The organism is Latilactobacillus fuchuensis (genome assembly GCF_900258455.1).
Lineage (GTDB): Bacteria > Bacillota > Bacilli > Lactobacillales > Lactobacillaceae > Latilactobacillus > Latilactobacillus fuchuensis.
In genome coordinates this window covers 249,411-275,677 of sequence record NZ_LT984417.1, presented here as the reverse complement: position 1 = coordinate 275,677, position 26,267 = coordinate 249,411, and the positions used below count along the sequence as shown (strand labels likewise).

The 26,267-nt window shown below is 41.5% G+C and carries 24 protein-coding genes and 1 pseudogene; 2 read left to right on the top strand and 23 right to left on the bottom strand.

Going from position 1 to position 26,267, the window contains the following annotated elements; all coding sequences use genetic code 11:
- Nucleotides 1-14: 14 nt before the first annotated feature.
- The 9 genes from LFUMFP_RS01255 to LFUMFP_RS01215 form a co-directional block, all read right to left on the bottom strand.
- Nucleotides 15-1,136, bottom strand: a complete 1,122-nt coding sequence (locus LFUMFP_RS01255; protein ID WP_025082886.1) for a sodium ion-translocating decarboxylase subunit beta — start codon at nt 1,134-1,136, stop codon at nt 15-17.
- An 11-nt stretch (nt 1,137-1,147) separates the two neighbouring features.
- A complete protein-coding gene (locus LFUMFP_RS01250; RefSeq protein WP_025082885.1) occupies nt 1,148-1,540 on the bottom strand; it encodes an acetyl-CoA carboxylase biotin carboxyl carrier protein subunit in 393 nt (130 codons plus the stop codon).
- Nucleotides 1,541-1,542: 2 nt separating this feature from the next.
- Nucleotides 1,543-1,851: a hypothetical protein gene (locus LFUMFP_RS01245; protein ID WP_025082884.1), complete on the bottom strand. Its 309-nt coding sequence runs from the start codon at nt 1,849-1,851 to the stop codon at nt 1,543-1,545.
- Between the two features lie 69 nt (nt 1,852-1,920).
- Nucleotides 1,921-3,267 carry a CitMHS family transporter gene (locus LFUMFP_RS01240; protein ID WP_025082883.1) on the bottom strand — a complete coding sequence of 449 codons (1,347 nt, stop codon included), beginning with the start codon at nt 3,265-3,267 and terminating at the stop codon, nt 1,921-1,923.
- Nucleotides 3,268-3,444: 177 nt separating this feature from the next.
- The gene (locus LFUMFP_RS01235; protein WP_025082882.1) at nt 3,445-3,987 is read right to left on the bottom strand and encodes a biotin transporter BioY; all 543 of its coding nucleotides are present in this window, start codon (nt 3,985-3,987) and stop codon (nt 3,445-3,447) included.
- Nucleotides 3,981-4,745 carry a biotin--[acetyl-CoA-carboxylase] ligase gene (locus tag LFUMFP_RS01230; protein ID WP_051552796.1) on the bottom strand — a complete coding sequence of 255 codons (765 nt, stop codon included), beginning with the start codon at nt 4,743-4,745 and terminating at the stop codon, nt 3,981-3,983. Before LFUMFP_RS01230 ends, LFUMFP_RS01235 begins: the two co-directional genes overlap by 7 nt.
- Before the next feature lie 272 nt (nt 4,746-5,017).
- The gene (locus LFUMFP_RS01225; protein ID WP_106482901.1) at nt 5,018-5,269 is read right to left on the bottom strand and encodes a hypothetical protein; all 252 of its coding nucleotides are present in this window, start codon (nt 5,267-5,269) and stop codon (nt 5,018-5,020) included.
- A gap of 79 nt (nt 5,270-5,348) precedes the next feature.
- Entirely contained in the window at nt 5,349-6,782 is a 1,434-nt protein-coding gene (locus tag LFUMFP_RS01220) for an ATP-binding protein (RefSeq protein WP_056950459.1), read from the bottom strand.
- Complete coding sequence (locus LFUMFP_RS01215) at nt 6,782-7,516, bottom strand: winged helix-turn-helix domain-containing protein (protein WP_106482900.1); 735 nt, start codon at nt 7,514-7,516, stop codon at nt 6,782-6,784. The genes LFUMFP_RS01220 and LFUMFP_RS01215 overlap by 1 nt, the downstream gene beginning before the upstream one ends.
- Before the next feature lie 161 nt (nt 7,517-7,677).
- Between LFUMFP_RS01215 and LFUMFP_RS01210 the strand changes: the two genes are divergently transcribed.
- Together LFUMFP_RS01210 and LFUMFP_RS01205 are read left to right on the top strand one after the other, a co-directional pair.
- The gene (locus tag LFUMFP_RS01210) at nt 7,678-8,451 is read left to right on the top strand and encodes a Cof-type HAD-IIB family hydrolase (protein ID WP_025082879.1); all 774 of its coding nucleotides are present in this window, start codon (nt 7,678-7,680) and stop codon (nt 8,449-8,451) included.
- Between the two features lie 373 nt (nt 8,452-8,824).
- On the top strand, nt 8,825-10,222 hold the full coding sequence (locus tag LFUMFP_RS01205; RefSeq protein ID WP_106482899.1) for an APC family permease: 1,398 nt from the start codon (nt 8,825-8,827) through the stop codon (nt 10,220-10,222).
- Between the two features lie 98 nt (nt 10,223-10,320).
- Here the strand turns inward: LFUMFP_RS01205 and dnaJ are convergent, their stop codons facing one another.
- The 14 genes and pseudogenes from dnaJ to LFUMFP_RS01135 form a co-directional block, all read right to left on the bottom strand.
- Nucleotides 10,321-11,478, bottom strand: coding sequence for a molecular chaperone DnaJ (gene dnaJ / locus LFUMFP_RS01200; protein ID WP_025082877.1), 1,158 nt, complete (start codon nt 11,476-11,478; stop codon nt 10,321-10,323).
- Nucleotides 11,479-11,600: 122 nt separating this feature from the next.
- Nucleotides 11,601-13,448, bottom strand: a complete 1,848-nt coding sequence (dnaK, locus tag LFUMFP_RS01195; protein WP_106482898.1) for a molecular chaperone DnaK — start codon at nt 13,446-13,448, stop codon at nt 11,601-11,603.
- 35 nt (nt 13,449-13,483) lie between these two features.
- Nucleotides 13,484-14,062: a nucleotide exchange factor GrpE gene (gene grpE, locus LFUMFP_RS01190; RefSeq protein WP_025082875.1), complete on the bottom strand. Its 579-nt coding sequence runs from the start codon at nt 14,060-14,062 to the stop codon at nt 13,484-13,486.
- Nucleotides 14,063-14,076: 14 nt separating this feature from the next.
- Nucleotides 14,077-15,135 carry a heat-inducible transcriptional repressor HrcA gene (gene hrcA, locus LFUMFP_RS01185; protein ID WP_025082874.1) on the bottom strand — a complete coding sequence of 353 codons (1,059 nt, stop codon included), beginning with the start codon at nt 15,133-15,135 and terminating at the stop codon, nt 14,077-14,079.
- A gap of 334 nt (nt 15,136-15,469) precedes the next feature.
- Nucleotides 15,470-16,609, bottom strand: coding sequence for a radical SAM family heme chaperone HemW (gene hemW, locus LFUMFP_RS01180; RefSeq protein ID WP_056950456.1), 1,140 nt, complete (start codon nt 16,607-16,609; stop codon nt 15,470-15,472).
- Between the two features lie 4 nt (nt 16,610-16,613).
- Nucleotides 16,614-17,561: a riboflavin biosynthesis protein RibF gene (ribF, locus tag LFUMFP_RS01175; protein WP_025082873.1), complete on the bottom strand. Its 948-nt coding sequence runs from the start codon at nt 17,559-17,561 to the stop codon at nt 16,614-16,616.
- An 18-nt stretch (nt 17,562-17,579) separates the two neighbouring features.
- Entirely contained in the window at nt 17,580-18,497 is a 918-nt protein-coding gene (gene truB / locus LFUMFP_RS01170; protein ID WP_025082872.1) for a tRNA pseudouridine(55) synthase TruB, read from the bottom strand.
- Between the two features lie 86 nt (nt 18,498-18,583).
- Nucleotides 18,584-18,940 (bottom strand): 30S ribosome-binding factor RbfA, encoded by a 357-nt coding sequence (gene rbfA, locus LFUMFP_RS01165; RefSeq protein ID WP_025082871.1) that lies wholly within the window; start codon nt 18,938-18,940, stop codon nt 18,584-18,586.
- A 22-nt stretch (nt 18,941-18,962) separates the two neighbouring features.
- Nucleotides 18,963-21,941: a translation initiation factor IF-2 gene (infB, locus tag LFUMFP_RS01160; protein WP_106482897.1), complete on the bottom strand. Its 2,979-nt coding sequence runs from the start codon at nt 21,939-21,941 to the stop codon at nt 18,963-18,965.
- Between the two features lie 17 nt (nt 21,942-21,958).
- The gene (locus LFUMFP_RS01155; protein ID WP_056950454.1) at nt 21,959-22,270 is read right to left on the bottom strand and encodes a L7Ae/L30e/S12e/Gadd45 family ribosomal protein; all 312 of its coding nucleotides are present in this window, start codon (nt 22,268-22,270) and stop codon (nt 21,959-21,961) included.
- A complete protein-coding gene (gene rnpM / locus LFUMFP_RS01150) occupies nt 22,267-22,566 on the bottom strand; it encodes an RNase P modulator RnpM (protein WP_025082869.1) in 300 nt (99 codons plus the stop codon). Before rnpM ends, LFUMFP_RS01155 begins: the two co-directional genes overlap by 4 nt.
- 58 nt (nt 22,567-22,624) lie before the next feature.
- A pseudogene (gene nusA, locus LFUMFP_RS01145) lies at nt 22,625-23,689 on the bottom strand (transcription termination factor NusA); the annotation flags it as partial.
- 18 nt (nt 23,690-23,707) lie between these two features.
- Nucleotides 23,708-24,181, bottom strand: coding sequence for a ribosome maturation factor RimP (gene rimP, locus LFUMFP_RS01140; protein WP_056950448.1), 474 nt, complete (start codon nt 24,179-24,181; stop codon nt 23,708-23,710).
- Between the two features lie 643 nt (nt 24,182-24,824).
- A complete protein-coding gene (locus tag LFUMFP_RS01135; RefSeq protein ID WP_158697713.1) occupies nt 24,825-26,195 on the bottom strand; it encodes a hypothetical protein in 1,371 nt (456 codons plus the stop codon).
- Nucleotides 26,196-26,267: the final 72 nt, after the last annotated feature.

Genomic DNA, 26,267 nt, shown 5'->3' with positions numbered 1-26,267 from the left:
TTACAGGTCCTCCTTTAACTAAAAAACGATAATAGTAAGCCACCGGCAATGACTGACGCAATTTGACCGGAAACGTTCGCACCAACTGCGTACATCAATACAAAATTCTTAGGGTCTTCTTCAGAAGCCATTTTTTGAATCACACGACTCGACATCGGAAAAGCTGAAATACCAGCAGCCCCAATCATTGGATTAATTTTCTCTTTACGGAATACATTCAACAATTTGGCAAACAACACGCCACCAACTGAATCCATAATGAACGCAACTAATCCAAAAGCGATAATCATTAAGGTTTGCACGTTTAAAAATAGATCCGCTTGCATTTTAACTGAAATCGTTAGTCCTAACAGAATACTGACGATGTTCACCAGTTCGTTTTGAGCAGTTGCGGATAGTCGATCGAGTACCCCACATTCACGTAACAGATTGCCAAACATTAGGAACCCAACTAACGGTAACGAAATTGGCGCAATAAACCCGGCCAATACCGTAATAATAATTGGGAAAACGATCTTAGTTGTTTTTGAAACATTTTCAGATTTATAAGTCATTCTAATCTGACGTTCTTTTTTAGTCGTCACGGCTTTAATCGCCAACGGTTGAATGATTGGTACTAACGCCATGTAGGAATACGCGGCGACGGTAATCGCCCCTAGTAACTTGGGTGCTAGTTGATTGGAAACGAAGATGGCGGTTGGACCATCGGCAGCGCCGATAATCCCGATTGAAGCCGCTTCTTTGATATCAAAACCAAACAGTACGGCAATAATGACGGTAAAGAAAATCCCAAATTGAGCAGCTGCCCCGAATAAAAGCATGAATGGATTTTGTAATAGCGGACCGAAATCAATCATCGCGCCGATCCCGATAAAAATCAGTAATGGGAAGAGCTCCGTATTAATCCCAGCGTTAAATAAAACGTCTAAGACCCCTTCCGTCTTAGTCGTCCCCACGACTTGGGTTAAGACCCCACTGCCAGGGAAATTGACTAACAACGTCCCTAACCCCATCGGTACTAATAATGTCGGTTCATATTCTTTTTTAATCCCTAAATACATTAACAAACAGCCAATTAGCATCATCACGATTTGGCCCATTGAAATACTTGTAATCCCTTGAATTAAGGTTTCCACGCTAAGCCCCCCTATTGAATGCTAATTAATGCATCGCCTGCATTGATTGCTTGATTCCGATCAACAAAAATCTGACCGACGGTTCCCGCCTTATCGGCAACAATTTCATTTTCCATCTTCATCGCTTCTAAAATCAGTAATGGTTGATTTTCAGTGACTTGTTCACCTTCAGCGACTAATAACTTGAGCACCGTTCCTGGCATTGGTGCCATCATCGTATCAGCAGTAACGGCTACGGGTGCCGCTGGCGTTGGTGCAGGTGTAGCGACTTCAGCAACTGGTGCGACTGGTGCGCTAGTTGGCACAACGTTCGGCGTCCCGGTTGGTACCGGCGTGCCCCCAATTTCTTCCATTTCGACTAAATATTCTTGACCGTCGATTGTAATTTTGAATTTTCTTAGCATCTCTATTCTCCATTCACTCTTTTTTTAATGGATCGAATCACATATTGTTGTTGGGTTTGTGTCGCCATCAAACTGCTCACAATGATCCCCACCCGTTTCGCTTCTGGATTAGCAATCAATAGTCGTTTCAAGTTGAACTGACTATTCGTTGCAGAACCGCTCGCAAGGCTCGCAGCAATGACGGTGACTTGTGGATAATCTCGCGGATCAACTGCGACATACTGTGGTACAGCCTGCCACTGTTCAACCACTTGTTCTTTAACAATTGGCGGTGCCACTTCTTGCGTTCGTTTTTTAAATAAATTAAACATCCCTTTATCACCCCGCTTCTTACTATAAGCCTCTTTTGAACACTAGATTGTTCTTTTCCTGTCTCATTTTTATTGCGGAATATAGAGTGGCATGTGGCCTGATAAAATAATCGTAACAACAAAAATTACAAAGACGCCTAATGCGTATTTAGCGGCTTCTTTTTGCCATTGCCCCATGTCTAAACCGGTCAAACGGAGTAGTAGATAGATGAATGCCACTAATGGACTTAATAGATGGAATGCTTGACCCATCAATGATGCTAACGCCATTTGCATATTGGTGAACCCGTATGCGCGACCAGCTTGCGCTAAAACGGGCAATACACCAAAGTAGAAACCGTCATTTGAAATAAAGAACGCGCCTGGTGCGGAAATGGCGGCAATCACTAAGCCCCAGAAACCGGCCAATTGGTGCGGAATAATTTGTGTAAAACTATGCGCTAATGCTTCTGCCATCCCGGTTCCTTGGAAAAGGCCCATGAAGACGCCGGCAGCAAAAACAAGAATAACAACTTGAACGGCGTCACCGCCATTTTCACCAATTCGTTTTGATTGATCCTTTAATGATGGGTAATTAACCATCAAGGCAATACAAGTCCCGACCAAGAATAATAAGAGTGGTGGCATTTCGATGGCGGGAATGAATGAACCAGCAACTAACCAAGCAATCAATAAAATCGTCAATAAACCATTAAAAGCAAAATTTTGTGGTCGTCTCATTTTTTGAACTTCAGGATCAGTAACGGCTGTCATTTCTTCGATTTCTGCATCGGTTAATTTTTTAACCCCTAAACGTTTACGTTCTTGTCGTCCCATGTGTGGGGCCACGTAGAAAATCACGTAAGCGAGCGCCAAAATCATCCCTGGTAATAGATAGGCTAAAATACTCGCATCGACGTTTAAAACGGCCATAGCTCTGGCCGTTGGCCCACCCCATGGCAGTAAGTTCATAATCGTGTTCTGTAAAATAACTAACACGCCTAAATTCATGAGTTTCATATTTAATTTTTTGTAAATTGGAATAAAAGCTGAACAACAAATCAAGGTCGTCGTGGTCCCATCACCATTCAACGAAACGGTGGCTGCAACGACTGCAGTAGCAATCAAGACCTTCATCGGATCACCTTTAGCAAAATAGATCATCTTCTTAGTGATCGGATCAAACAATCCGGCATCTAACATAATTGAGAAATACAAAATCGCAAATAATAACATAATCCCCGTATTAGCGGTGGTTTTGATTCCCTCTAATACAAAGTCGCCTAAACTCCCTTTTTTAGCGACCCCTGTTAACATAGCGATAATGGCAAAGATTAATGGAATAATAACTAATGCTGTAAAAGGTGACATTTTTTTCTTCATAATGATGTACATAAAGACAATAATCATGGCATACGCAATAATTGTTAGTAGCATTTCTTAACCTTCTTTACTTTATTTTTTAATTGATATTTGGAATTCCTGTCATTATCATAGCTTGTCGGAAGTTCTTTTGAAAGCGCTTTTAAAAGGAAGAACACTTAAAAACCAATTCAAAAAAAACGCCAACAAGAATATCTTGTTGACGCTTCACTAAAGTCATCACTGGTTTTCCTACCAAGCATACCGATTAGTAAACTGCAATAAAGGCTGACTAATCAAGCCGACGATTAAAATTTTTAACAGCGCTGGGATAATAAACGGTAGCAAACCGGCTAACAGCCCTTGTTCGAGACTCAGATGCTGTCCGACCGTTAACCACGCGGTGCCAATCAATAATTGACCTAAACTAGCGACGGTATTAATCCCTAAAATAATGCTCAATCTTGGCTGCAATCTATTCGCTAACAACCAATGGACTAGCCAACAATACCCATAGAATCCCCAAATATAACCGCCAGTGGGGCCCAAAATAACCGCAATCCCCGTCTGCCCACCGGAAAAGACTGGGAATCCCACTAACCCTAGAAATTGGTAAATTGCGATACTAATACCTGATAACTTAAACGGTAGCAACGTTGCAATAATCCCAACCATCAATGTTTGCAACGTCAATGGCACAAATGCGATTGGAATCGTTAATTGCGCACTAATCGCCAATAGGACGGCCATTTGTGCGCTGATAATCAGGCCCACTAATCGTTTATGATTTACCATGCTAACACCCGCTCAATCTCACCAGCATTAAACCTTTGTAACTGCTGATTGGCTTTTAATAAAATTAACTCGCCCTTATCACTAATGCCTGCTACTCGACCCTCAATAGTCGTCTGTTCATTCAAGCGTAAAATGACGTTTTTATTCAATAATAATGAATGCTGCCGGTATTCATCCATGAATTGTTTCTGCTGATAAATTGGTAATAGCCGTTCAAATTCAATTAAGATTTGATTAATCAACTGATTGCGCGTCACTAACCTATCATCAGGTAACAAAGCGCCCGCCTTTTGAACAGTCCTCTGTAATTGCGAATCAGCCTTAAAATTGATTCCAATTCCAATCACGACACCCCGGTTAATGATTGATTCTGCTAATATACCAACGACTTTTTTGCCTTGATAATAAAGATCATTGACCCATTTAATCTGAGTATCAATCTGACAAACTTTTTTGATTGCCCGATTGACGGCCACGGCACTCATGGGGGTCAATAACGTTGTTTCCTCATCTAACGTCATTGGTAGCGCAATACTCATATAGATCCCCGTCTCTGAAGGCGAATAAAACGTGCGCGTTAAGCGCCCGTAGCCCGCTGTCTGTTGGTCGGCAATAATCACGCTAGGCGTTGATTGTTCCTGCTGCAAGCTTTCTTTTGCGATTTGATTCGTCGAATCAACCACCGACTTAATGGTGATTTCCTGAAACAAAGTTAGTGATTGGCGAATAGCATCTTCTATTAAATAATCGACCGTCATTTTGGAATCCTCCTCGTCTAAAACGCATTGTTAGTGCTAAGCATACTAAGACTCACCGTCATTTTCAATCGCTTGAACCAAAAAAGACGTCAAAAGAACACTTTTTTGTTGGCTTACAAAAAAGAGACTATAGGTCTTAGCATTCTGATATTAACTGAATATTATGCTTCGACGCGCGCCAAAACTCATCAATTGAGTTCTGTCATGGCTTGTTTTTGCAATCCAACAAAAAACACCCAACTGGTTTATCAGTTGGATGCTTGAATAGATGTTCACCAATCACCAAATTTAGTTTCTTGTAATTGTTTTAACAGCTGTTGATAGTCTTGATTACTCGGCTTTTCACCATTTAATGATTGTGCTTGCAAGTCATTAAACTTTTCGGCTAAATAATAGGCCGTTAAATAAATGGTCAATTTACGTTTGACAATGGTTTCTGGATCGAGTTCGTCCGAAACTTGATGTGAACTAGCAATCATCTTTGCGAATTCTTTTTGATCTAATTTTAAATCATCATTAGCCATGATTATCCCCCTCAAATGAGTCATCGTTTACTTTTAGGATAGCATACTTAAACCATTCTCAGGAATTGACATTGGCTTTTTATTGTTCTTCTTCAATCATTTCATCTGGAAAAGTTAACGTAAACGTCGTCCCTTGATCTGGCTGGCTTTGAACCTCAATCGTCCCTTTATGCAGTTGGACGAGTTGGTGAACAATCGCTAACCCTAAACCGGATTCCCCGTATTTCGTATTTTTGCGGGAAGGATCGGCCTTGTAGTAACGTTCCCAAATATTCTTTAATTGTTCATCTGTCATGCCAATCCCGGTATCACTAACGGTTAGGATGGTTTCGTGGAAACCTTCTTTCGCCGTAATGGTAATCTGACCATCCGTTGTAAACTGAATCGCATTTTGAATGATGTTAAACATGACTTGCACAAAGCGGTCATAATCCGCGTAGATTGGCACTTTTTCAGGCGCGTCAATCACTAACGCATCGCCTGATTCAGCGGCTTTTTTCTGTAATTGTTCCTGAATATTCTGCAAAGCATCCACTGCATCAAAGCGTTGTTGATTCAATTTAATTTGGTTGGTGCGAATCTTTTCATAATCTAAATTTTCATTGACTAAGCGAATTAAACGGTTGGTTTCATTTTGCATCAACGTAATACTCTTCTCACGCATTTCTTCAGGAATCGCGTCATATTGCAATCCTTCCAATAAGCCCTTGACCGTCGTTAACGGCGTCCGCATTTCATGGGCGGCGTCGGCCATAAACTGACGACGTCGATCTTCTTGGCGCTTAATCTCGACTTCGGATTCATTCAACGATTGCACCATTTCATTAAAATCAGTGGCTAAATCATCTAATTCGTCCTTACCCGGATTTTCAATTTGGACGTCAAAGTCCCCTTCAGCAACCAAATGAGTCGCGTTCCGCAACCGATTAATTCGTGAAATTTGATAACGAGCCAGAATATAACTGAGTAAAATCCCACCGATGGTTGACAGTAAAAAGGCAATCAATAGATTTTTACGCATCGTCACTAGACTAGATTTGACATTCTGTAATGAGGACGCGACCCCAATCACGTAAATCAACTTATTATTGTAGAAAACCGGTTTAAAGACCACCAGTTGTTCCTGGGTCGTATTAAATTGACGGGCATCACTACTCATACTTAAACGTTGGACTTGTCCGTTCTTAAGGTGTTTCCAATACTTTTTCTTGACCGAAACATTGGCGTCCGGTGTCGGATAAACCATTTCATTTTGGGCATTGAAGAAATTAAAGCTGACGTGTTGTTGCGACAAAATCGCGCGTCCGTCATCAATAAATTGCTTCGACAAAGTTGCTTGTGACCCCTGTTTAAAGGCTTCACGTTCAATGACCGATGCGTACCCTTCCAGTTGGTCCCAAGTGTTATTGTAGGCCGTTTTCGTTGAATATTGCGTAAAAGCAATCCCAACAATCACAATGGTCGTCATAATCACCCCAAAAAAGGCCAGCATCCATTGATAAATTAATTTCATTAACGTTTCACTTCAGAATCATCAAATTTGTAACCAACGCCCCAGACGGTTTGGATGACTTGGGGACCAACCTTTTCAATTTTTTGGCGAAGTTTTTTGATGTGGGCATCGACTGTCCGTTCATCACCAAAATATTGATAGTCCCAAACCAATTCTAGGAGTTGTTCGCGGGAAAAGACCTGCCGCGGATTTTTAGCGAGTGTTTTTAATAAATCAAATTCTTTCGGCGTTAAATCTAAGACGGGTTCATCAAACAGATACGCTTCACGCGTTTTAGAACTCATCTTAAAGTGATCGGTTTGAACATCATAATCACTGTTAGCAGCTTCTTCAACCTGTTCATCAGCTTCAATCTGTTCTTCGACCAATTCGGCGCGACGGTGCAACGCCTTAACCCGCGCAATTAACGTAATCGGACTGAACGGCTTGGTGACGTAATCATCGGCACCTAATTCGAGGCCTAAGACTTGATCACTTTCCGAATCGCGCGCCGTCAACATAATAATCGGCACCGTTTTAGACAGTTGGCGAATCTTTTGAGCGACTTGCATGCCATCAAGACCCGGTAAATTCAAATCTAACGTAATGATATCCCAACTCATTGGATCAGCACTAAACTGTTCAACGGCTTCGTTACCATCGTATGCAAAATGAGCATCCCATTGTTCCTTTAAGAAGAACATGCTCATCATTTCTGATACGGATTTATTATCCTCAACCATTAATATTTTCATTTGAATTCCTTCTCTTTCAAGTTATAACTATATTATACCGTATAATTAATAATCTTCACAAAATAGTCCATAAATTTTAAGAATTGCCGATTCCAGTTTGCATCCCTCTGATAAGCATGCTAGCATATTTAGATACCCATTACATTAGGAGGCTATTTATTTTGACTTATAAAGGACTTGTATTTTTTGATTTAGATGGCACACTTTACAACGAACAATCGACAGTTGACGAAGCCGTCGCAATCGCGGTTCGCCAATTGCGTGCAAATCAGTATTTACCGATTATCTCAACGGGCCGTTCACCAATTGAAATCAAAGACGCCTTAGCGAAAACCGGCATTGATTCTTTCATTACGTTAAACGGGAGCTACATCCAATTTGAAGGGCAACCCATCTATCAAGGGACGATTCCGACTGATGTGATTCAACAAACCGTTGCGACGGCTAAGGCTGCTGATGAAGCAATTGCTTTTTACGATGAAAAAGAGATTCGGATTACCAACGTCACAACCACGACGCAAGAAGCTTACGATTTCGTCAATGCGCCAGTTCCAACGGTTGACGCTGACTACTATTTAAATAATCCAATCTACATGTTATTGATCCTCACCAAACAAAACGATTTAGCTTACACCAATCCGTTAAACCAAGACTTAACCTTCTACCGCAACGGGCCTTATTCAATTGATACTGTCGAATTCGGTGGTTCGAAACAAACCGGTATTCAACGCTTAATCGAATCACAAGGTTTAGCCGGCATTCCAACCTATGCCTTTGGTGATGGCCCCAACGACATCCCAATGCTCGCCTACGTTGATCACCCAACTGCGATGGGCAACGGTATTGAAGCGGCAAAAGCTCAAGCCCAATACATCACCAGCAAAAATACCGAAGGCGGCATTATCGAAGGCCTCCGCCATTGGAATTTAATTTAAAATAACCAAGTAAGTGTGTTGAGTTGCGGGTAGCAACTGAGCATTAACCTAAAAATCAGCGTTATGATTTGTACTCTGAATCATAACGCTGATTTTGTAGTTAACCGGAAAAGGCTACTTGAGAAGCACGTTATAATCGAAGTGCTAAATCCAGCCGATCAGCTTCTGAGTATAGCCTAGAATTGTGAGTTACGACTGGGGTTAGTCATAACTTGCGATTCGTAGCTAGACGGAAGAAGTTGGCTGGAAAGCACGTTATGGCTGCATACTACCACTATTTTTATAATTTTCTGAAAATTAAGCTTGACAATTAACCCCTAAAACGATTAAAATTAACTAATTAAAATTTAATCATTTTCATAAGGAGTTTGCTATGGGAAATCATTCGTTATTCACTAAGAAACAGATTAATCCAGAACAATTCAAAAACAGTCCGTTGGAACGTCATTTGACCGCTTTCGGCCTAACTGCCATGGGGGTTGGTGCCGTTGTCGGGGCTGGGATTTTTATCACACCCGGAATTGTCGCCGCTAAATACGCCGGCCCCGGTGCGATGCTTTCTTACCTGTTAGCCGCAGTCGTCTGTTCACTGGCCGCTCTTTGTTATTCCGAATTTGCGTCAACGATTCCGCTCGCTGGTAGCGCCTATACATACGCCTACACCGTTTTTGGCGAACTGATCGCATGGTTACTCGGTTGGGCGCTCATTTCTGAATACCTCTTCGCGGTCGCCTCTGTTGCGGTGAGTTGGTCCGCTTATTTCCAAAATTTAATTGCCGGTTTTGGCATTCATCTCCCTAAAATGATTTCAACGGCTTGGACACCAGGCCAACCAGTGAGTATCAATCTAGTCGCTGGTTTAATTATTTTAATCATTGGTTTCTTACTGTCAAACGGACTCCAAGAATCAACTCGCATCAATACCATCATGGTTGGGGTTAAAATTATCGTGATTGCCATTTTCATCGGGGTCGCCGTCTTTTATATCAAACCCGCTAATTATCGACCATTCCTGCCCTATGGTGGCGCTGGCGTCCTATCAGGGGCTGCGTTCGCTTTCTATGCTTACATTGGCTTTGACGCCGTTTCAACGGCCTCTGAAGAAGTCATCAATCCCCAACGGAATATGCCGATTGGGATTATCGCGTCATTAGGAATTGCGTCACTGTTATATGCTGCCGTGGCAGCCGTCTTAGTCGGTGTCGTCCATTACACGAAACTGAACGTCGGTGATCCGGTTGCGTTCGCCCTTCAATTCATGCACCAAAATTGGATTGCCGGTGTCGTGGCTTTAGGCGCCGTGGCTGGTATGACCACCGTTCTACTGGTCATGTCTTACGGTGGCAGCCGATTAATCTTTGCAATTAGTCGGGATGGTCTATTACCCGCCATTTTTGCAAAAGTCAGTCCGAAAACCCACGTTCCAGTTGCCAACACTTGGATTTTTGCCGTGATTACCAGCGTGATCGCGATGGTCGTCCCACTCGATAAAATTACCGAACTGGTTAACATCGGGACACTATTCGCCTTTGCAACGGTCTCACTCGGGATTGTTTTCTTACGCAAAATGCCATTCTATTCAGAATTACCAACCGGTTTCAAAGTCCCACTCTATCCCGTATTACCAATCGTTTCTTGTCTCATGTGCGTCCTCTTGATGACTCAATTGCAAGCCGTGACTTGGATGGTCTTCGCCGTCTGGATCGTGATTGGCCTAATCATCTACTTCACTTACGGTTATCGTCACAGTCAACAAGGTCAAAAACACTAATCGATTGGTAACCAAAACAAAACCCGTTATTATCCAGATTTCTTGGATAATAACGGGTTTTAATTTGGCCTTCATTAATAAACGATGACTGACACGACTTATTTTTTATGTTTCTTATTTAAAATCTTATCAAACAAATTACTGTCTTGCGGATTAACGGAATCGCCACTCGCAACTGCGAACGCTTTAAGCGCATCACGTTGTTTCGCATTTAAGTTATCCGGTGTCACGACTTTAACGGTCACATTTTGATCGCCATTGCCGTTACCGTGTAACTTAGGCACCCCTTTGCCCCGTAATCTAAAGGACGTATGGGTTTGCGTGCCGCTTGGAATCTTCAGTTTAACTGGACCATGAACCGTATTGACTTCAATTTCATCGCCTAAAGCGGCTTGTGCAAACGTGATTGGCACTTCGACATAAATTTGAGCACCATCCCGTTCGAATTCCTTGCTAGGTTCAACCCGGAAAACGATGAACAAGTCCCCATAAGGGCCACCGTTCGTGCCGGCTTCGCCTTGACCTTGAAGACGCATTTGTTGACCATCTTCAACACCTGCTGGCACCGTCACTTTAACGGTATGGCGTTCGTCTTCACGACCAGTTCCCCGACAAGTGGTACATTTTTCTTTAATTTCTTTACCAGTCCCACCGCAGACATCACACGTTTCGCGTGACATCATACGACCAAGTGGTGTTTGGCGTTCAACTTGAATTTGACCCGCACCGTGACATTTATGGCACGTCTCCGCGCTCGTTCCAGGTTTAGCACCAGAACCATGACAGGTATGACATTCTGCTTCGCGATTATAGGACACTTTTGTTTCTTTCCCAAAAATCGCTTCTTTGAATTTCAAATCCATCCGGTATTGTAAATCTGAACCTTGACGAGGAGCATTGGGTTGTTGACGACCACCGCCGCCACCACCAAAGAATTGGCTAAAGATGTCTTCAAAGCCACCGCCGCCGAAGCCTTGTTCACCACCGAATCCACCAAAGCCTTGACCGGCGCCACCGCCGCCAAAACCTTGATCCATACCAGCATGACCGTATTGATCATAAGCGGCTCTTTTTTGCGGATCACTCAAGGCCTCATAAGCCTCAGTGACTTCTTTAAACTTAGCTTCTGCATCTGGGGCCTTATTGATATCTGGGTGATACTTCTTAGAAAGGCTACGATAAGCCTTTTTAATATCGGCGTCCGAGGCATCGCGTGAAATGCCTAGGACTTCGTAATAATCTCTTTTATCAGCCATTGTGGGCCTCCATTCATTTACTTACTCACGTAAAATCTACCTTAACAAGAATAGCATAATTTTTGGCTTAAAAAAAGCCAAAGCCCTAGACCATACTAGGTTTTGGCCTTTTTTAAAGTACATTATTTCTTATCGTCATCGTGAACTTCTTCGAAGTCCCCATCGACAGTGCTATCATCAGTCTTAGCATCGGTTGCATCTGCACCTTCAGCGCCGCCTTCAGCTTTTTGAGCTTCTTGGGCTTGTTGATACAATTTAACCGTCAATTCTTGAACAATTTCACTTAACGCATCGCGTTTCGTCTTCATGTCTTCAAGATTGTTTTCTTGTTGTGCTTTGACTAATTCTTCTTTAGCATCTTTTGCTTTTTGTAATTCGTCATCTGAAACTTTGCCTTCAAGTTCCTTCATTGTCTTATCAGTTTGGAAGATTAATTGATCAACATCGTTCTTTAAATCAACTTCTTCTTTACGTTTTGAATCGGCTTCTTCGTTTTCTTGGGCTTCTTTCATCATACGATCGATTTCGTCGTCTGAAAGACCTGATGAACTCTTGATCGTGATTTTTTGTTCTTTGTTAGTGCCTAAATCTTTGGCAGAAACATTGACAATCCCGTTCTTATCAATATCGAATTTAACTTCGATTTGAGGGATCCCACGAGGTGCAGCAGGAATATCAGTCAATTGGAAACGACCTAATGTCTTGTTATCAGCGGCCATTGGACGTTCGCCTTGTAAGACGTGGATATCAACGGCTGGTTGATTGTCAGCAGCAGTTGAGAATGTTTGAGCCTTACTTGTAGGAATCGTTGTATTCCGGTCGATTAATTTAGTGAAGACACCGCCCATTGTTTCAATCCCTAATGATAAAGGTGTTACGTCAAGTAATACGACATCCTTCACATCACCTGAGATAACCCCGCCTTGAACAGCAGCACCGATTGCAACGGCTTCGTCAGGGTTGATTGAATGATCTGGTTCTTTGCCAGTCCAGTTCTTAACGGCTTCTTGAACAGCAGGAATCCGAGTTGAACCACCATTTAAGATGACTTTGTCGATATCGTTATCTGTTAAACCAGCATCTTTCAAAGCGTTTTGAACAGGAATCCGAGTACGATCAACTAAGTCAGAAGTTAATTTATCAAATTCAGCACGTGATAACGTCATTTCCAAATGCATTGGGCCGTTATCGCCAGCTGAGATAAATGGCAAGCTGATTTGAGTGCTTGTGACACCAGATAAATCTTTTTTAGCTTTTTCAGCAGCATCCTTTAGACGTTGCATAGCCATCTTGTCTTTTGATAAATCAATGCCGTTTTCAGCTTTGAAATTTTTAACTAACCAAGCAATAACGGCGTCATCGAAATCATCCCCGCCTAAATGTGTATCACCATTTGTTGATAATACTTGGAAGACACCGTCGCCTAATTCAAGGACGGAAACATCAAAAGTACCACCACCAAGGTCATAAACTAAAACTTTTTCTTCTTGTTCAGTCTTGTCTAAACCGTAAGCTAAAGCTGAAGCTGTTGGTTCGTTGATAATCCGTTTAACTTCAAGACCGGCAATCTTACCAGCATCTTTAGTCGCTTGACGTTGTGAATCATTGAAGTAAGCAGGCACTGTAATAACGGCTTCAGTGACTTCTTCGCCAAGATAATCTTCAGAGAATTTCTTGATGTATTGGAGAATCATTGCTGAAACTTCTTGTGGTGTATAAGTCTTATCGCCAACTGTGACTTTGTAACCAGCTTCGCCGATATGACGTTTGATTGATGCGATTGTGTCTGGGTTAGTGATTGCTTGGCGTTTAGCCACTTCACCAACTTGGATTTCACCATTCTTGAATGAAACGACAGATGGTGTTGTCCGTGCGCCTTCTGGATTTGTAATAATCTTTGGTTGGCCGCCTTCTAATACGGCAACTGCTGAGTTTGTTGTGCCTAAATCAATACCAATTACTTTACTCATTATTAATTCCCTCTTTTTTTAAATTTTTTAATTAATTATTGTGCGACAACGACCATTGCTGGGCGTAAAACACGGTCTTTCAAATAATAACCTTTTTGGAAAACTTGAACGACTGTGTCTGCTTTTTGATCTCCTTCAACAGCTACCGTTTGGACGGCTTGATGAATGGTCGGATCAAAGGTTTTGCCCGCGGCCTCAATTTCTTGAACGCCGTGGTCTTTTAGCGCGTTAAGCATGTGATCATAAGTCATTTGAACGCCTTTTTTAAGTTGTTCACCATTATCATCAGTTGCTTCAGTTGCTAAGGCCCGTTCTAAATTATCTAAAACAGGTAAAACATCTTTAGCTAACGCTTGACCATCATATTTCAACAAGCTGGCTTGTTCTTTTTGATGGCGGGCGTGCATATTTTTAATTTCAGCTTGTGAGCGTAAATAGCTATCTTCTAAATCGTCATACTTCTTTTGTAAGTCAACTAAAGGTTGATCTTCCACAACTTCTTCAGTGGCTTCTGTCTTATCAGTTTCAACTACTTGCTCCGGTGTTTCAGTGGTTGGTTCCGCTGGTTCAACCGGTGTCTTAGTTTCGTCTACTGATTGGTCTTGCTCTGTCAAACAAACACACTCCTTTAAGTTTGATTATCGTCAAAATCGGCGTAATAATCAATTAGTTTTCTCGCTAATTCTTCACGGAAGACGTCTAATAAACCGATCATCCGTGAATAAGGCATGCTAGTGGGGCCTAATAAAGCAATCAGACCTTGACCATGTTCGCCAACATCGTAATTGACAGTCATCAGACTGTAATTCTTCAAGAGCTCATTGGTCATCTCATCGCCTAATCGGACTTGAACCTGATTGTTGGCACTGCCGGGTGACAAATCCAACAACTTCGCTAAATCGTCTGATTGATTAATGATATTATAGATTGACTTCAGTTGATCAACATCCGCAAACTGCGAGAAGTTCAACAAATTCATCTGTCCACCAACGTATAACCGTTCCTGAGAGGCTTGTTTCAAAACATCATCGAAGATATTCAAGAAACCACCTGGGGAAGCCATGTACTGCGTTAACAGTGCGGGGACTTCCGTCTTCAACTTCTGACTGACCACCGTTAACGGTAGACCGACCAGATGTTCGTTGATAATCCGAATCGCCTTTTCAAGCTCGTCTCCCGAAATATGTTGCGAAATCGAGAAGACTTGATTATCAACCGTCCCGGCACTCGTGACAATAATCGCCATCACCTGGTGATTACTGAGCGGTACCAATCGAAAACCGGTTAAACGAATCTCAGCGACTTCCGGGCCTAACGTAATCGCCGTGTAGCTGGTTAGGTTGGATAAAATATTCGCTGATTGGGACACAATTTCATCAATCTTATGATAACGATGACCAAACGATTGTTGCACCGTCGCGACATCAATTGGATTGAGCGTTGCCGGTTGAATCAGGTGATCTAGATAATAACGATACCCCTTCATCGAAGGCACTCGACCGGAAGAAGAATGGGTTTTTTCAATCAACCCGACACTCTCCAAATCAGCCATGTCATTCCGAATCGTTGCCGAACTGACGTGCATTGGTAATTCTGCCATTAACTTTTTAGAACCCACCGGCTGACCACTCTCGGTAAAAAGACGAATAATTTCTTTAAGAATCATTAATTGTCTTTCGGTCAGCATGTTATCACCTCTTTTTAGCACTTGATTATTACGAGTGCTAATTACAAGTATTAATATAGCAAGAACGTCAAATAAAGTCAAGAATCGGACCGTTTTTTTTACCATTTTCAGCAAAATCGGTCTCGAGACTGATATGCGACCAGTCTCCAGTCAGAGCGATGCCAAACAAAGAGGCTGTTCAACCAAAATGATTTGGTTGAACAGCCTTTCTTACATGTAGCTTCGGTTAATGTTCAAAATCTGAGCAGTTCGAACCAGCACTTATTTTCCTTAACGTGCTTCCCGAACTAGCCTTTTCCGGTTAACTACAAAGCCAACCCGTGAGTGGCGGCACTTAGTATTCGTCTAACAGAAATTCTTGGAAGACTTCGTTGCCTAAGAACTTGCCGGATTCCGTTAGGCGTAACCAGTCGCCTTCTTGTTTTAAATAACCTTTCGCAATCTGCGTGGCGACGGTATCACCGTAAACGGCTTGGAGTGGCATTTTGAATTTTTCTTGAAACCGTTGGATCGACACGCCTTGCATCGTTCGCAATCCTAAGAATAATTCCTCTTCCATCTGTTCGGTTAACGGTAAAACGTGACGTTCAATCACGGGCACTTTATTGTCGTGTAATGGTTCCAGATACTGTTGAATTGGGCCGAAGTTATGGTAGCGATCTTTACCTAGATAACCAAAAGCACCCGCCCCAAAACCGAAATACTTTTCATTGCGCCAATACGTTAAATTATGGGCTGATTGATAACCGGGTTTGGCAAAATTACTGATTTCATATTGTTCTAAACCCGCCTTTTGGAAACTATCAATCGCCGCTTGATACATATGCGCTTCAACGTCTTGCGATGGTAAACGTAACTTACCTTGGCGCATTAAATTATAGAATATCGTTTTGCGTTCCAGAATTAACGAATAGGTTGAATAGTGCGGCAAATCAAGCGCCAACGCTTTGGTTAGACTATCCATAAAATCTTCTTCACTTTGATCAGGCAATCTAAAAATCAGATCAATACTGATATTCTCAAAACCGACTTGCCGTGCATTATCAATTGCGCGATAAACATCCGCACTGCGATGAATCCGCCCAATCTTTTTCAGTATTTGATCATTAAACGATTGGACCCCAATACTTAAACGATTAACGCCGTTGTCCTTAAGAACCTGCAACTTCGCGGTGTCTTGTAAATCGTTGGGATTGGCTTCAAAGGTGAATTCGCCACCTTTAAATGGTAAATATTGATGAATACCATCTAATAGCCGTTGCAGTTGCGCTGGTGAGAGCGTCGTTGGTGTCCCACCACCCACGTAAATCGTTTCAATGGGTTCATCAGGATGTTCCGCCATGACTAGTTGGAATTCACGGATTAACATGTCGACATAATCATCGACCGGTTGGCCCTCAATAAAAACCTTGTTGAAATCACAATAATAACAAATATGTTCACAAAATGGGATATGGATATAAGCACCCGCCATTTAATTACCCCTCTAATTCTTTAAAATACGCTCGTGTATCAGCTTTATCTTGATGGAGCTGTTCAATTAATTGTGCGGCCGATTCAAACTTCACTTCGCCACGCAAATAGTGGTGCCATTCGACTTTAACCGTTTCATCATAGATGTCGCCGTTAAAATCGAGCAAGTTAATTTCAACCGTGACCGGGTTATCATCATGGAACGTCACGTTGCGGCCAATCGAAGCCATCCCCAGATACCATTGATCACGGACAAACATTCGCACCGCATAAATTCCAATCCCAGGTAACCGTTCGGGCTGGGTTGCGGCAATATTGGCCGTTGGAAAGCCGAGTTCACGCCCACGCGCTTCACCATGCACAACCTCGCCAGTTGTTCGGTAAATATACCCTAATAATTGGTTAGCGGCATCAATCTGACCGCGATCGAGTTCTTCACGAATTAAGGTGGAGCCAATTTTAGTGCCTTGATAATCATGTTCAGCGACCGTTACAATTTCGAAACGGTCTTGTGCGAATGACGCGAGCGTCTGCATATTCGCAACTGCTCTTTGCCCATACGTATAATCAAAACCAGCAACCACCGTATCAGCGTGTAAGGCAACCAAGTATTGATCGACAAACGCTTGGGGTGCAAGCTTCGCGAAAGCTGGATTAAAATGCACGACGTACAAAATATCAACGCCTAAGTCCGCCATCAATTCTTGCTTGCGTTCAGTCGTCGATAAATAACGAAAACTCGCTTCGTTCACGTGACGGTAGACAATCGCGGGATGAATATTAAACGTCATGACCGCTAAAGGCATCTTTTTTTTGCGTGCCACTTTTTGCGCCGTTTCAATCACGGCTTGGTGCGCACGATGAACCCCATCAAAAAAACCTAACGCTAAAACCACTGGTGTTGGCTTAATTTGAGTGGGTGCATAGGGATGAACTAATTCAATGACTTGCATGTTTTTCACCTGATTTTTTTAATGAGTACCTTGATTTTGTAAATACATTTTAAATGGTCGATAAACGTGGGCTTGCCCAGCGTCCAATTGATAGATGGCTTTAATGTGCCCTTGATAAGTCAATGCTAATTGGTCAACGGTCTGATTTTCAAACGTTAAGAAAACGCCGTTGAGCACTTTGGCCCATTGATCGTCATCTAGCACGACTTGTTCAACATTAGCAAAAACGTGGTCCAACGGAATTAACACGTCGGCTAATTGATTGGCTTCCATTTTCTCCGTTAGTTGCGCGAGCGTCACACAATCTCCGATTTGAATCCCACCACTCTTTAAACGCGTCAAGTCGGACATAACTGCTGGTAATCCTAACTTCCGGCCGAAATCAACCGCGAGCGTCCGAATATAAGTCCCTTTCGAACAACCCACGACGAAGCGAAACTTCTGATGACCAGTCGCTTCATCAAACGTGATTTCACCGTCTAAATCAAATTGAGAAATTGTGATTGATCGTTGGGGCCGTTCAACTGTTTCACCGGCGCGCGCATAATCGTAGAGTCGACGGCCATTGACTTTCACCGCCGAAAACATCGGTGGAATTTGAATCGAATCGCCTAAGAAACTAGCGAGCGTCGTTTCAATCGTTTCTTTTGATAATGGTTCAGTCATTTTGACTTCTTCGACAATCTCACCGTCTAAATCTTCGGTCGTCGTCGAAAGACCAATCGTGATTTCACCGGTATAAATCTTGCCGGAATGAACCAATTGATCGACCACTTTAGTGGCTTGTCCGATACAAATCGGTAAAACACCGTCCACGTTGGGATCCAGTGTGCCAGAATGGCCCACTTTCTTAGTGTGTAAAATGCGTCGAACTTTAAAGACACAATCACTGCTGGTCATGCCACGTTCTTTATATAATGGTAAAATGCCGTCCATAATAGTCTCCTTTAGTGAATTAACTGTTTCATTATAGCATATAAAAAGGGCGGCCCCTATTATCGGACCGCCCTTTTTAGCACAGATTAACGTTGTGCTTCGTCTTGATGCAATTTACGCAATAATTCATCGATATGTTCACCATAACGCACTGAATTATCTTGTTCAAAGGTGATTTCAGGAATCTTGTACAACTTAATCCGTTGCCCTAATTCCATCCGAATCAATCCTTTGGCTTTATCCAAACCAGATTGTGCTTTTTCAGCATCACTGGCTAAGTTAGATAAAATACTGTAATAAATTTTAACATGTTGTAAATCACCGGTTAGATTAATATCTGTAATCGTAACCCCTTCAACACGTGGATCCCGTACTCTTTTTAAGAGAATATCGTTCACTTCACGTTGAATTTCTTGTTCAACACGTCCGACACGATGTTTCATAGCTGATCCTCCCGTAAATTAATTATTTAACAGGAACTTCTTCCATCACGTAAGCTTCAATTTGATCATCAACTTTAATATCGTTGTAATCTTCAATTGTTACACCACATTCAAAACCAGTTCCGACTTCTTTAACATCATCTTTAAAGCGTTTCAAGCTTGATAACTTGCCTTCGTGAATCACGATGCTATCACGAATTAAACGAACGCCACTATCACGTTGGATTGTACCAGAATCAACGATACAACCGGCAATCGTCCCAATCTTAGAAACGGTATAAGTTTCACGGACCGTTAATTGACCGATGACTTTTTCTTCAAAGACTGGTTCTAACATGCCCTTCATAGCAGCTTCGATTTCTTCGATTGCCTTGTAGATGATTCGGTGTAAACGAATATCAACTTGTTCAGAATCGGCTTGAATCTTAGCTTGTGGTGTTGGACGAACGTTAAAGCCGATAATAATCGCGTTACTTGCAGCAGCTAATGTGACATCACTTTCGTTAATCGCACCAACGGCTTCATGAATAATATTCACGCGAACGCCTTCGACTTCAATCTTCCGTAAACTACCGGCTAAGGCTTCACTTGAACCTTGAACGTCGGCTTTAATAATCACGTCGACTTCTTTCAATTCGCCTTGTTTCATTGTTTCAAATAGGTTATCTAATGTGACAGGGTTTGAACGGCTACGTTCTTTCAATAAAGCACGTTTAGCACGTTCTTCACCAGCAGCCCGCGCCGTTTTTTCGTCTTCGAAGACAACGAAACGATCCGCAGCTTGTGGCACATCATTTAACCCAGTAATTTCAACTGGTTCTGATGGGAAGACTTCTTTAACCCGACGACCACGATCATTAGTCATGACCCGGACACGGCCGAAGGTATTCCCAACAACGATTGGATCACCAATTTTTAAAGTCCCTTGTTGAATGAGTAATGAGGCAACTGGCCCCTTACCTTTATCAAGACGGGCTTCAATCACGGTACCAACCGCTTTTTGAGCTGGATTAGCTTTCAATTCAAGCACATCAGCTTCAAGAAGGACCATTTCCAATAATTCATCAATATTTTCACCAGTTTTAGCAGAAATCTTGACGAAAATGGTGTCGCCACCCCAATCTTCAGGAACGAGGCCGTAACCCATTAATTGTTCCATAACGTGATCAGGATTTGCGCCTTCTTTATCAATCTTATTCACGGCAACGATGATTGGTGCCTTCGCTGCTTTGGCATGATTGATAGCTTCAATGGTTTGTGGCATGACACCATCATCAGCGGCAACGACCAAGATGATGATATCAGTAATATCAGCACCACGGGCCCGCATGTTAGTGAAGGCCGCATGTCCTGGCGTATCCAAGAACGTAATTAAACGATCGTTTAAACGTGTTTGATAAGCACCGATATGTTGGGTAATCCCACCGGCTTCGCCATCAGTTACGTGACTGTTACGTAAGTTATCCAATAACGTTGTCTTACCATGATCGACATGCCCCATGATTGTGACAACTGGTGGCCGACCCGTTAAGTTTTCGTCATTCTTAGCTTCAGTTTCAAAGACTGAATCAATATCAGCGATATCGACTTCAACTTTTTCTTCTGATTCAATACCGTAATCAGTCGCTAATAATTCAATCGTATCCTTATCAAGTGATTGGTTCATGTTAACCATAATGCCTAACATGAATAACTTCTTGATAATTTCAGCTGGTTCGCGATGAATCTTCTTAGCAATATCTGCCACGTTCATACCTTCAGAGAAGATTAATACTTCTGGTAATGGCCGATCTTTACGTTGTGGCATTTCCTTCTTAGCAGCATTTTGATCCGCTAATTGTTGCTTACGAGTCTTCTTGCGACGCTTGTTGAAACGTTGTTGGTTATTACCATAGCTGTTGTAACCACCGCCCCGTTTCTTATCTGGGCCGAAGTTCTTAGGCTTGCTAGCAGCAGCAGTTGCTGGTTTTGCAGCTGGCCGACTAGCACTAACCGTATTAGATTGCATCTTATTTTGCATTTCTTGAGCTGTCACTGGCTTGTTAGCTGGACGGCTCGTGTTGTTACTTGGACGGTTATTCGTCGTGTTAGGACGGCTTTGACCGTTTTGGGCTGGGCGATTATTCGTTGTTGGACGAGTAGTACCAGCACCAGCTGGTTTGCTTGCGCTTGCTGGACGGCCGTTACTACTGTTAGTAGCACCGGGACGAGCAGCTGGCCGTGGCCGGTTGCGTTGTTCGCGACGTTTCTTTTCATCAGCTTCGCGTTGTTCGCGTTGTTGTTGAATCCGTTCTTGGCCCCGTTGACGACGTGCGTTCGCTTGTGAGATTTGTTCTTGCAAACTCATTGGCTTGTTAGCACTTGTTGGGCGGTTGTTCCCGTTGGTTGGACGGCTGCTCCCGTTATTAGGACGACTTTGGTTGGTAGCGCCATTCCGATTATTGGTTGGACGGGCTTGACCGTTATTAGGACGCGCATTGCTCGTTGGACGGCTTTGGTTCGTATTGTTAGGACGAGCTTGGCCGTTTGATTGTTGCGTACGCGTTGGTTGGCCTTGTTGTGGCCGTTGAGTTGTTGAATGATGAGTTGGTTTCTTGTCGGCTTCTGGTCGACGACGAATGGCAGCTTTATTAATCTTAATCTTACCACTTTCTGTTTTTTCACCAGCTTGATGATGCGTTGCTGGCGCCGTTTTTGGTGTGAATGGTGCTGCGGGTTTAACAGCAGCAGGTTTAGCCTCTGCTTTAGGTGCTGTTGGCGTTGCAGTCTTAGGCGCAACCGTCGTTGTTGCCTTTGGTGCTGCAGTTGGTGCTTTTTGAACGGGTGCTTTAGCCGCTGGTTGATTCTTTGAAAAAGCCGCTCTTAACGTCTTTTCTTGACCGTCATCAATAGAGGCCATATGATTTTTAAAATCATAGCCCTTCTTTTCAGCAGTTTCCAATAAATCTTTACTTGATACATTAATTTCTTTCGCTAGTTCATAGATACGTTTTTTACCCATATCTTCACGCTCCTTTATTATCCCAGTAGCGTTATCATCTTTTTGGCAAACCCAGCATCCATAACGGCGATCGTGGCGCGATGTAATCCAATTGCTTGGGTTAATTGAGCCGCCGTGTACGCCTCAGTGGTTGGGATTTCGTAGAAAAGGCCCTTATCGGTCAATTTCTTCTTGGTCAGTGGACTGATATCACTCCCGATAAAAACCAATTTCGCTTTTGACTGCTGAATGGCTTTTAACACTTGTTCTTCTCCACTGACCAGTTGCCTTGCTCTCATACAGATTCCTAAGAGTTGCAATAAACGGTCTGGTTTTTGTCCTTGTGTCATTTGTTTGCTCCAAACAATTCTTGACGCGCTTTTTGATGATCAACGTATTCGAATAATTCTGTATAGAATGCTTCAGAAACGTCGATGCTAAAAGTGGCTTCTAGAATTTTCTTGGTTTGTGCGACTTTAATTGCTTCAGGGTCTAACGAGACGTAAGCACCACGACCAGACTTCTTGCCGGTTGGGTCAATACTAATCTCACCTTCAGCGGTTTTAACAATCCGCACCATTTCTTTTTTAGGCTTCATTTCTTGCGAAATAATGTCTTTTCTCATTGGGACTTTTCTTTGTTTCATCATGAACCCTCACTTATTCTTGTGGTTGTTCTTCAAAACCTTCAACAGGCGTTGTATCTTCAGCGGCATCATCTTCGTCGACGAATTCAACTTCTGATTCAGGTTTGATATCAATTTTATAACTGGTTAATTTAGCTGCTAACCGGGCATTTTGACCTTTTTTACCAATCGCTAATGATAATTGGTAATCCGGCACAATGACGGTACAGCTATGATCGTTATCACCATCGTTGAATTGAACGGCAATGACTTCGGCTGGGTTCAAGGCGTTGGCGATGTAGTCTGAAGGATCTTCTTCCCACTTCACGATATCCATGTTTTCACCGTGTAATTCGTTAACGACGAGTTGTACCCGTTGCCCCTTAGGACCAACACAAGTCCCAACTGGATCGACGTTTGGATCAGTTGAACGAACCGCCATCTTAGTCCGATCGCCGGCTTCGCGCGCGATTGAAACGATTTCGACCGTTCCGTCATAAATTTCAGGCACTTCTTGTTCGAATAAGCGTTTCACTAAGTCTGGATGTGTCCGACTAACGAACACTTGAGGACCCTTAGTCGTGTTTTCAACTTTCGAAACGTAAACTTTAATCCGATCATGTGCTTGGTAAACTTCACCAGGAATTTGATCTTGTTTACTCAAGACAGCTTCAATCTTGCCAAGGTTGACGTAGATAAACTTGTTATCACGACGTTCAACAATCCCTTGCATGATTTCATTTTCATATTGGCTGTATTCGGTGTAGATGATGTTCCGTTCTTCTTCACGAACCCGTTGCATAATGACTTGTTTTGCTGTTTGGGCAGCAATCCGGCCAAAATCTTTAGGCGTGACTTCAAAACGAATCGTATCACCGACTTCATAAGCCTTGTTGACTTCAAGTGCATCTTTATAACTGACTTCAAGACGTGAATCGAAGACTTCATCAGTGACTTCTTTAACAGCATACACATGAATGTTGCCCTTTTTAGAATCAAATTCAACTTCGACGTTTTGGGCTTGGCCATAGTTGCGCTTGTATGCAGACACAAGTGCTGCTTCCAAGGCTTCAATGACGACTTCCTTTTTAACGCCTTTTTCTTCCTCGAGCGCCGTTAAAGCGCCTAACATTTCCTTGCTCATGTATCTAGCCTACCTTTACTAAAATTCAATTGCTAAGCGAGCTTTGGCAATCTCCTTGCGATTAAATGTCATTTCTTTTTGACGCGTTTTAATTTTGATGGACATCGTTAACGTGTCAGCATCAATGGCCTTTAAGTGGCCCTGATATATTTTTTCACCATCAACGGCTTGATAAAGCGAGATATTAATATAGTCGCCTAATGCCTGTTGATAATCAGCTTCCTTCTTCAAAGGCCGTTCAGCGCCTGGTGATGAAACATCTAAGAAATAAGCTTGCGGAATTGGATCCGGGTCGATTGAATCCAGTTTCTCACTTAACGCATCGTTAATTAACGCACAATCTTCAAGGTCAATGCCATTTGGTTTATCAATGAAGACGCGTAAATACCAACTACTGCCTTCTTTAACAAATTCAATGTCCACTAATTCAAAATGATGTTGATCTAGTATTGGCCCGACAAGATCGTGGACTGTTTCCACAACGGTACTCAAATGATTCCCTCCAATTCATCTATAGTTTCAGTTTAGCAACTTTGGGCAAACTCCAATAAAAAGAGTGAGCATTTCTGCTCACTCACCCGAAGTATCTAATTACTGATAACAATATAACATAATTTTCATGAAAATACAATGGTAGAGAGTGGTTAATGATTATATAGAAGAACCCGGATTAAAGTAGCTAACTATCATCTATTTTATTACATTCTATTTTTAAGCATGTTACACATAAATTATTTAAAGGCCATAATAAGGGCAGGCTTTTCTATATTCCTCAATAAAATCTATCCTACGCTCATTCAAAAATACAAGAAAAAAATCATGACAAAACTGAAATTAACCAGATTATCTACTGACTAACCGGCTACACTCAAGCCGAACTCGATATCCAGATTTTCTCAAACCCTCTTTGAAGAAACACAAAACGATGACCTACTCACTAGTGTCATCTGTAGGCATATGTTCATAGAAGAAATCGAAGCAACTTTGATGCAGAATATTCGCTAATTTAAATATATTGATTGATGAACTAACGAAAAATAAGACATTTGAAAAGATTTATAACTAAGTATTCAACGTTTAAAAAATTATTTAAAAGCGGAATCGACTATTTTACGTTCAACACAAAGAAATAGCCCTACTCCAGATTATTAATGAATTTTACATTCTCTTTCTCTACTTGTTCTAATATCCAAGTATCAATTAACTTCTTATCTCGTTTTGTTTTACAGAAATATTTCTTAACATTTTTAGGAGACCGATCTTCTAAAAGCCTCGAAATAACCTCATCAGATCGATCCTCCAAGAATACCCAATCCACTTCTGGGAACTCTCCTCTCATTGTCTCTAAATCAAAGTGTTCCTTTACTTGCTCTAAAGTAAAATATTTATTCTGAACTAAACTAAACAACTCACTAATTGCGGTCAGCCTAGGATCGGGATAACTTTGAATCGCCCCTCTATCAGCAGTTATATTTGCAGTTAAATTATTTAATACTAATTCTTTTCTTGATTTGAAAGAATATATTTTTGCTAATATTATTTTTTTTACAAAGTCTATGTTTATCTGCTCATCTGGTATTTTTTCATACTTCTTTATTACTTTTTTTATAACTATCTGAAGTGATTCGTCAAAAAATTTATAAAAATCAATAATTAAATTTCGATATTGAATAATATTAGATAACAATTTCTCATCCATTTCTATTAAAAGTAACTCTGCCTTCAATCTATCAAGTGCTAATTTGGATTGTCCAGAGATATTCTGTAATTCATTTAGTAGTACCACGTACAAATCGAAATTACTACCATGTGAACTAAGTATGTTATCTATAAGTACTTGTTCCAAATGACTATTAATAACACGACTCAAACGTTCGTTTTGCTCATTACTTATTTTTTCTCTTCCATCTACGAGTATCCGTAAGAGTTTTCGCATATTAGATGCATTATTTGTAGTCAAACTATAGTTTTCAAGTATTGATATAATAGAATTCATATCTTTCAAATTAACAATGGATATAAATTCAATATATCTTTTTATTTCATTCAGATTATCTAGATAATCAACATTATTTTGCAATCTATCAACAATTTCTTTAATTTTATCTATTATATAATTGATTGCTTCACTAGATAGCTTAATTTTTGATAGCCGATAATTTGACATTATCGCCTTAACATTGTCTATTTTTATATATGGTATTGTTTTTTGAATGACTTCTAAAGTTAATTCTTTAACAGTTGACGAAGCTCTGCTAAACGTACTCTTCTGATGATTTCTTTCGTATTCATAATTAGCGAGTCCAATTAAAAGACATTCGAAGTATCGATTAGTAATCGAAATAAATTCTTTATACTGAAAAACAGTAAGACAATTTGATTCAACAAATTGCATTACTGAATTAAATTCAAACTGAGCAATTTTTAAGTTGTTGTTGTATGATATTCCTCCAGTTATATACGTTTCCCTTTCATTACGCATTGCTCCTATGTCAATAAATGGCACATCTTTTTCTAAACACTCGTTCTAATTCTGTCGGAATTAAACCAACTGATGTAATTTGAGGTTCGGATTACC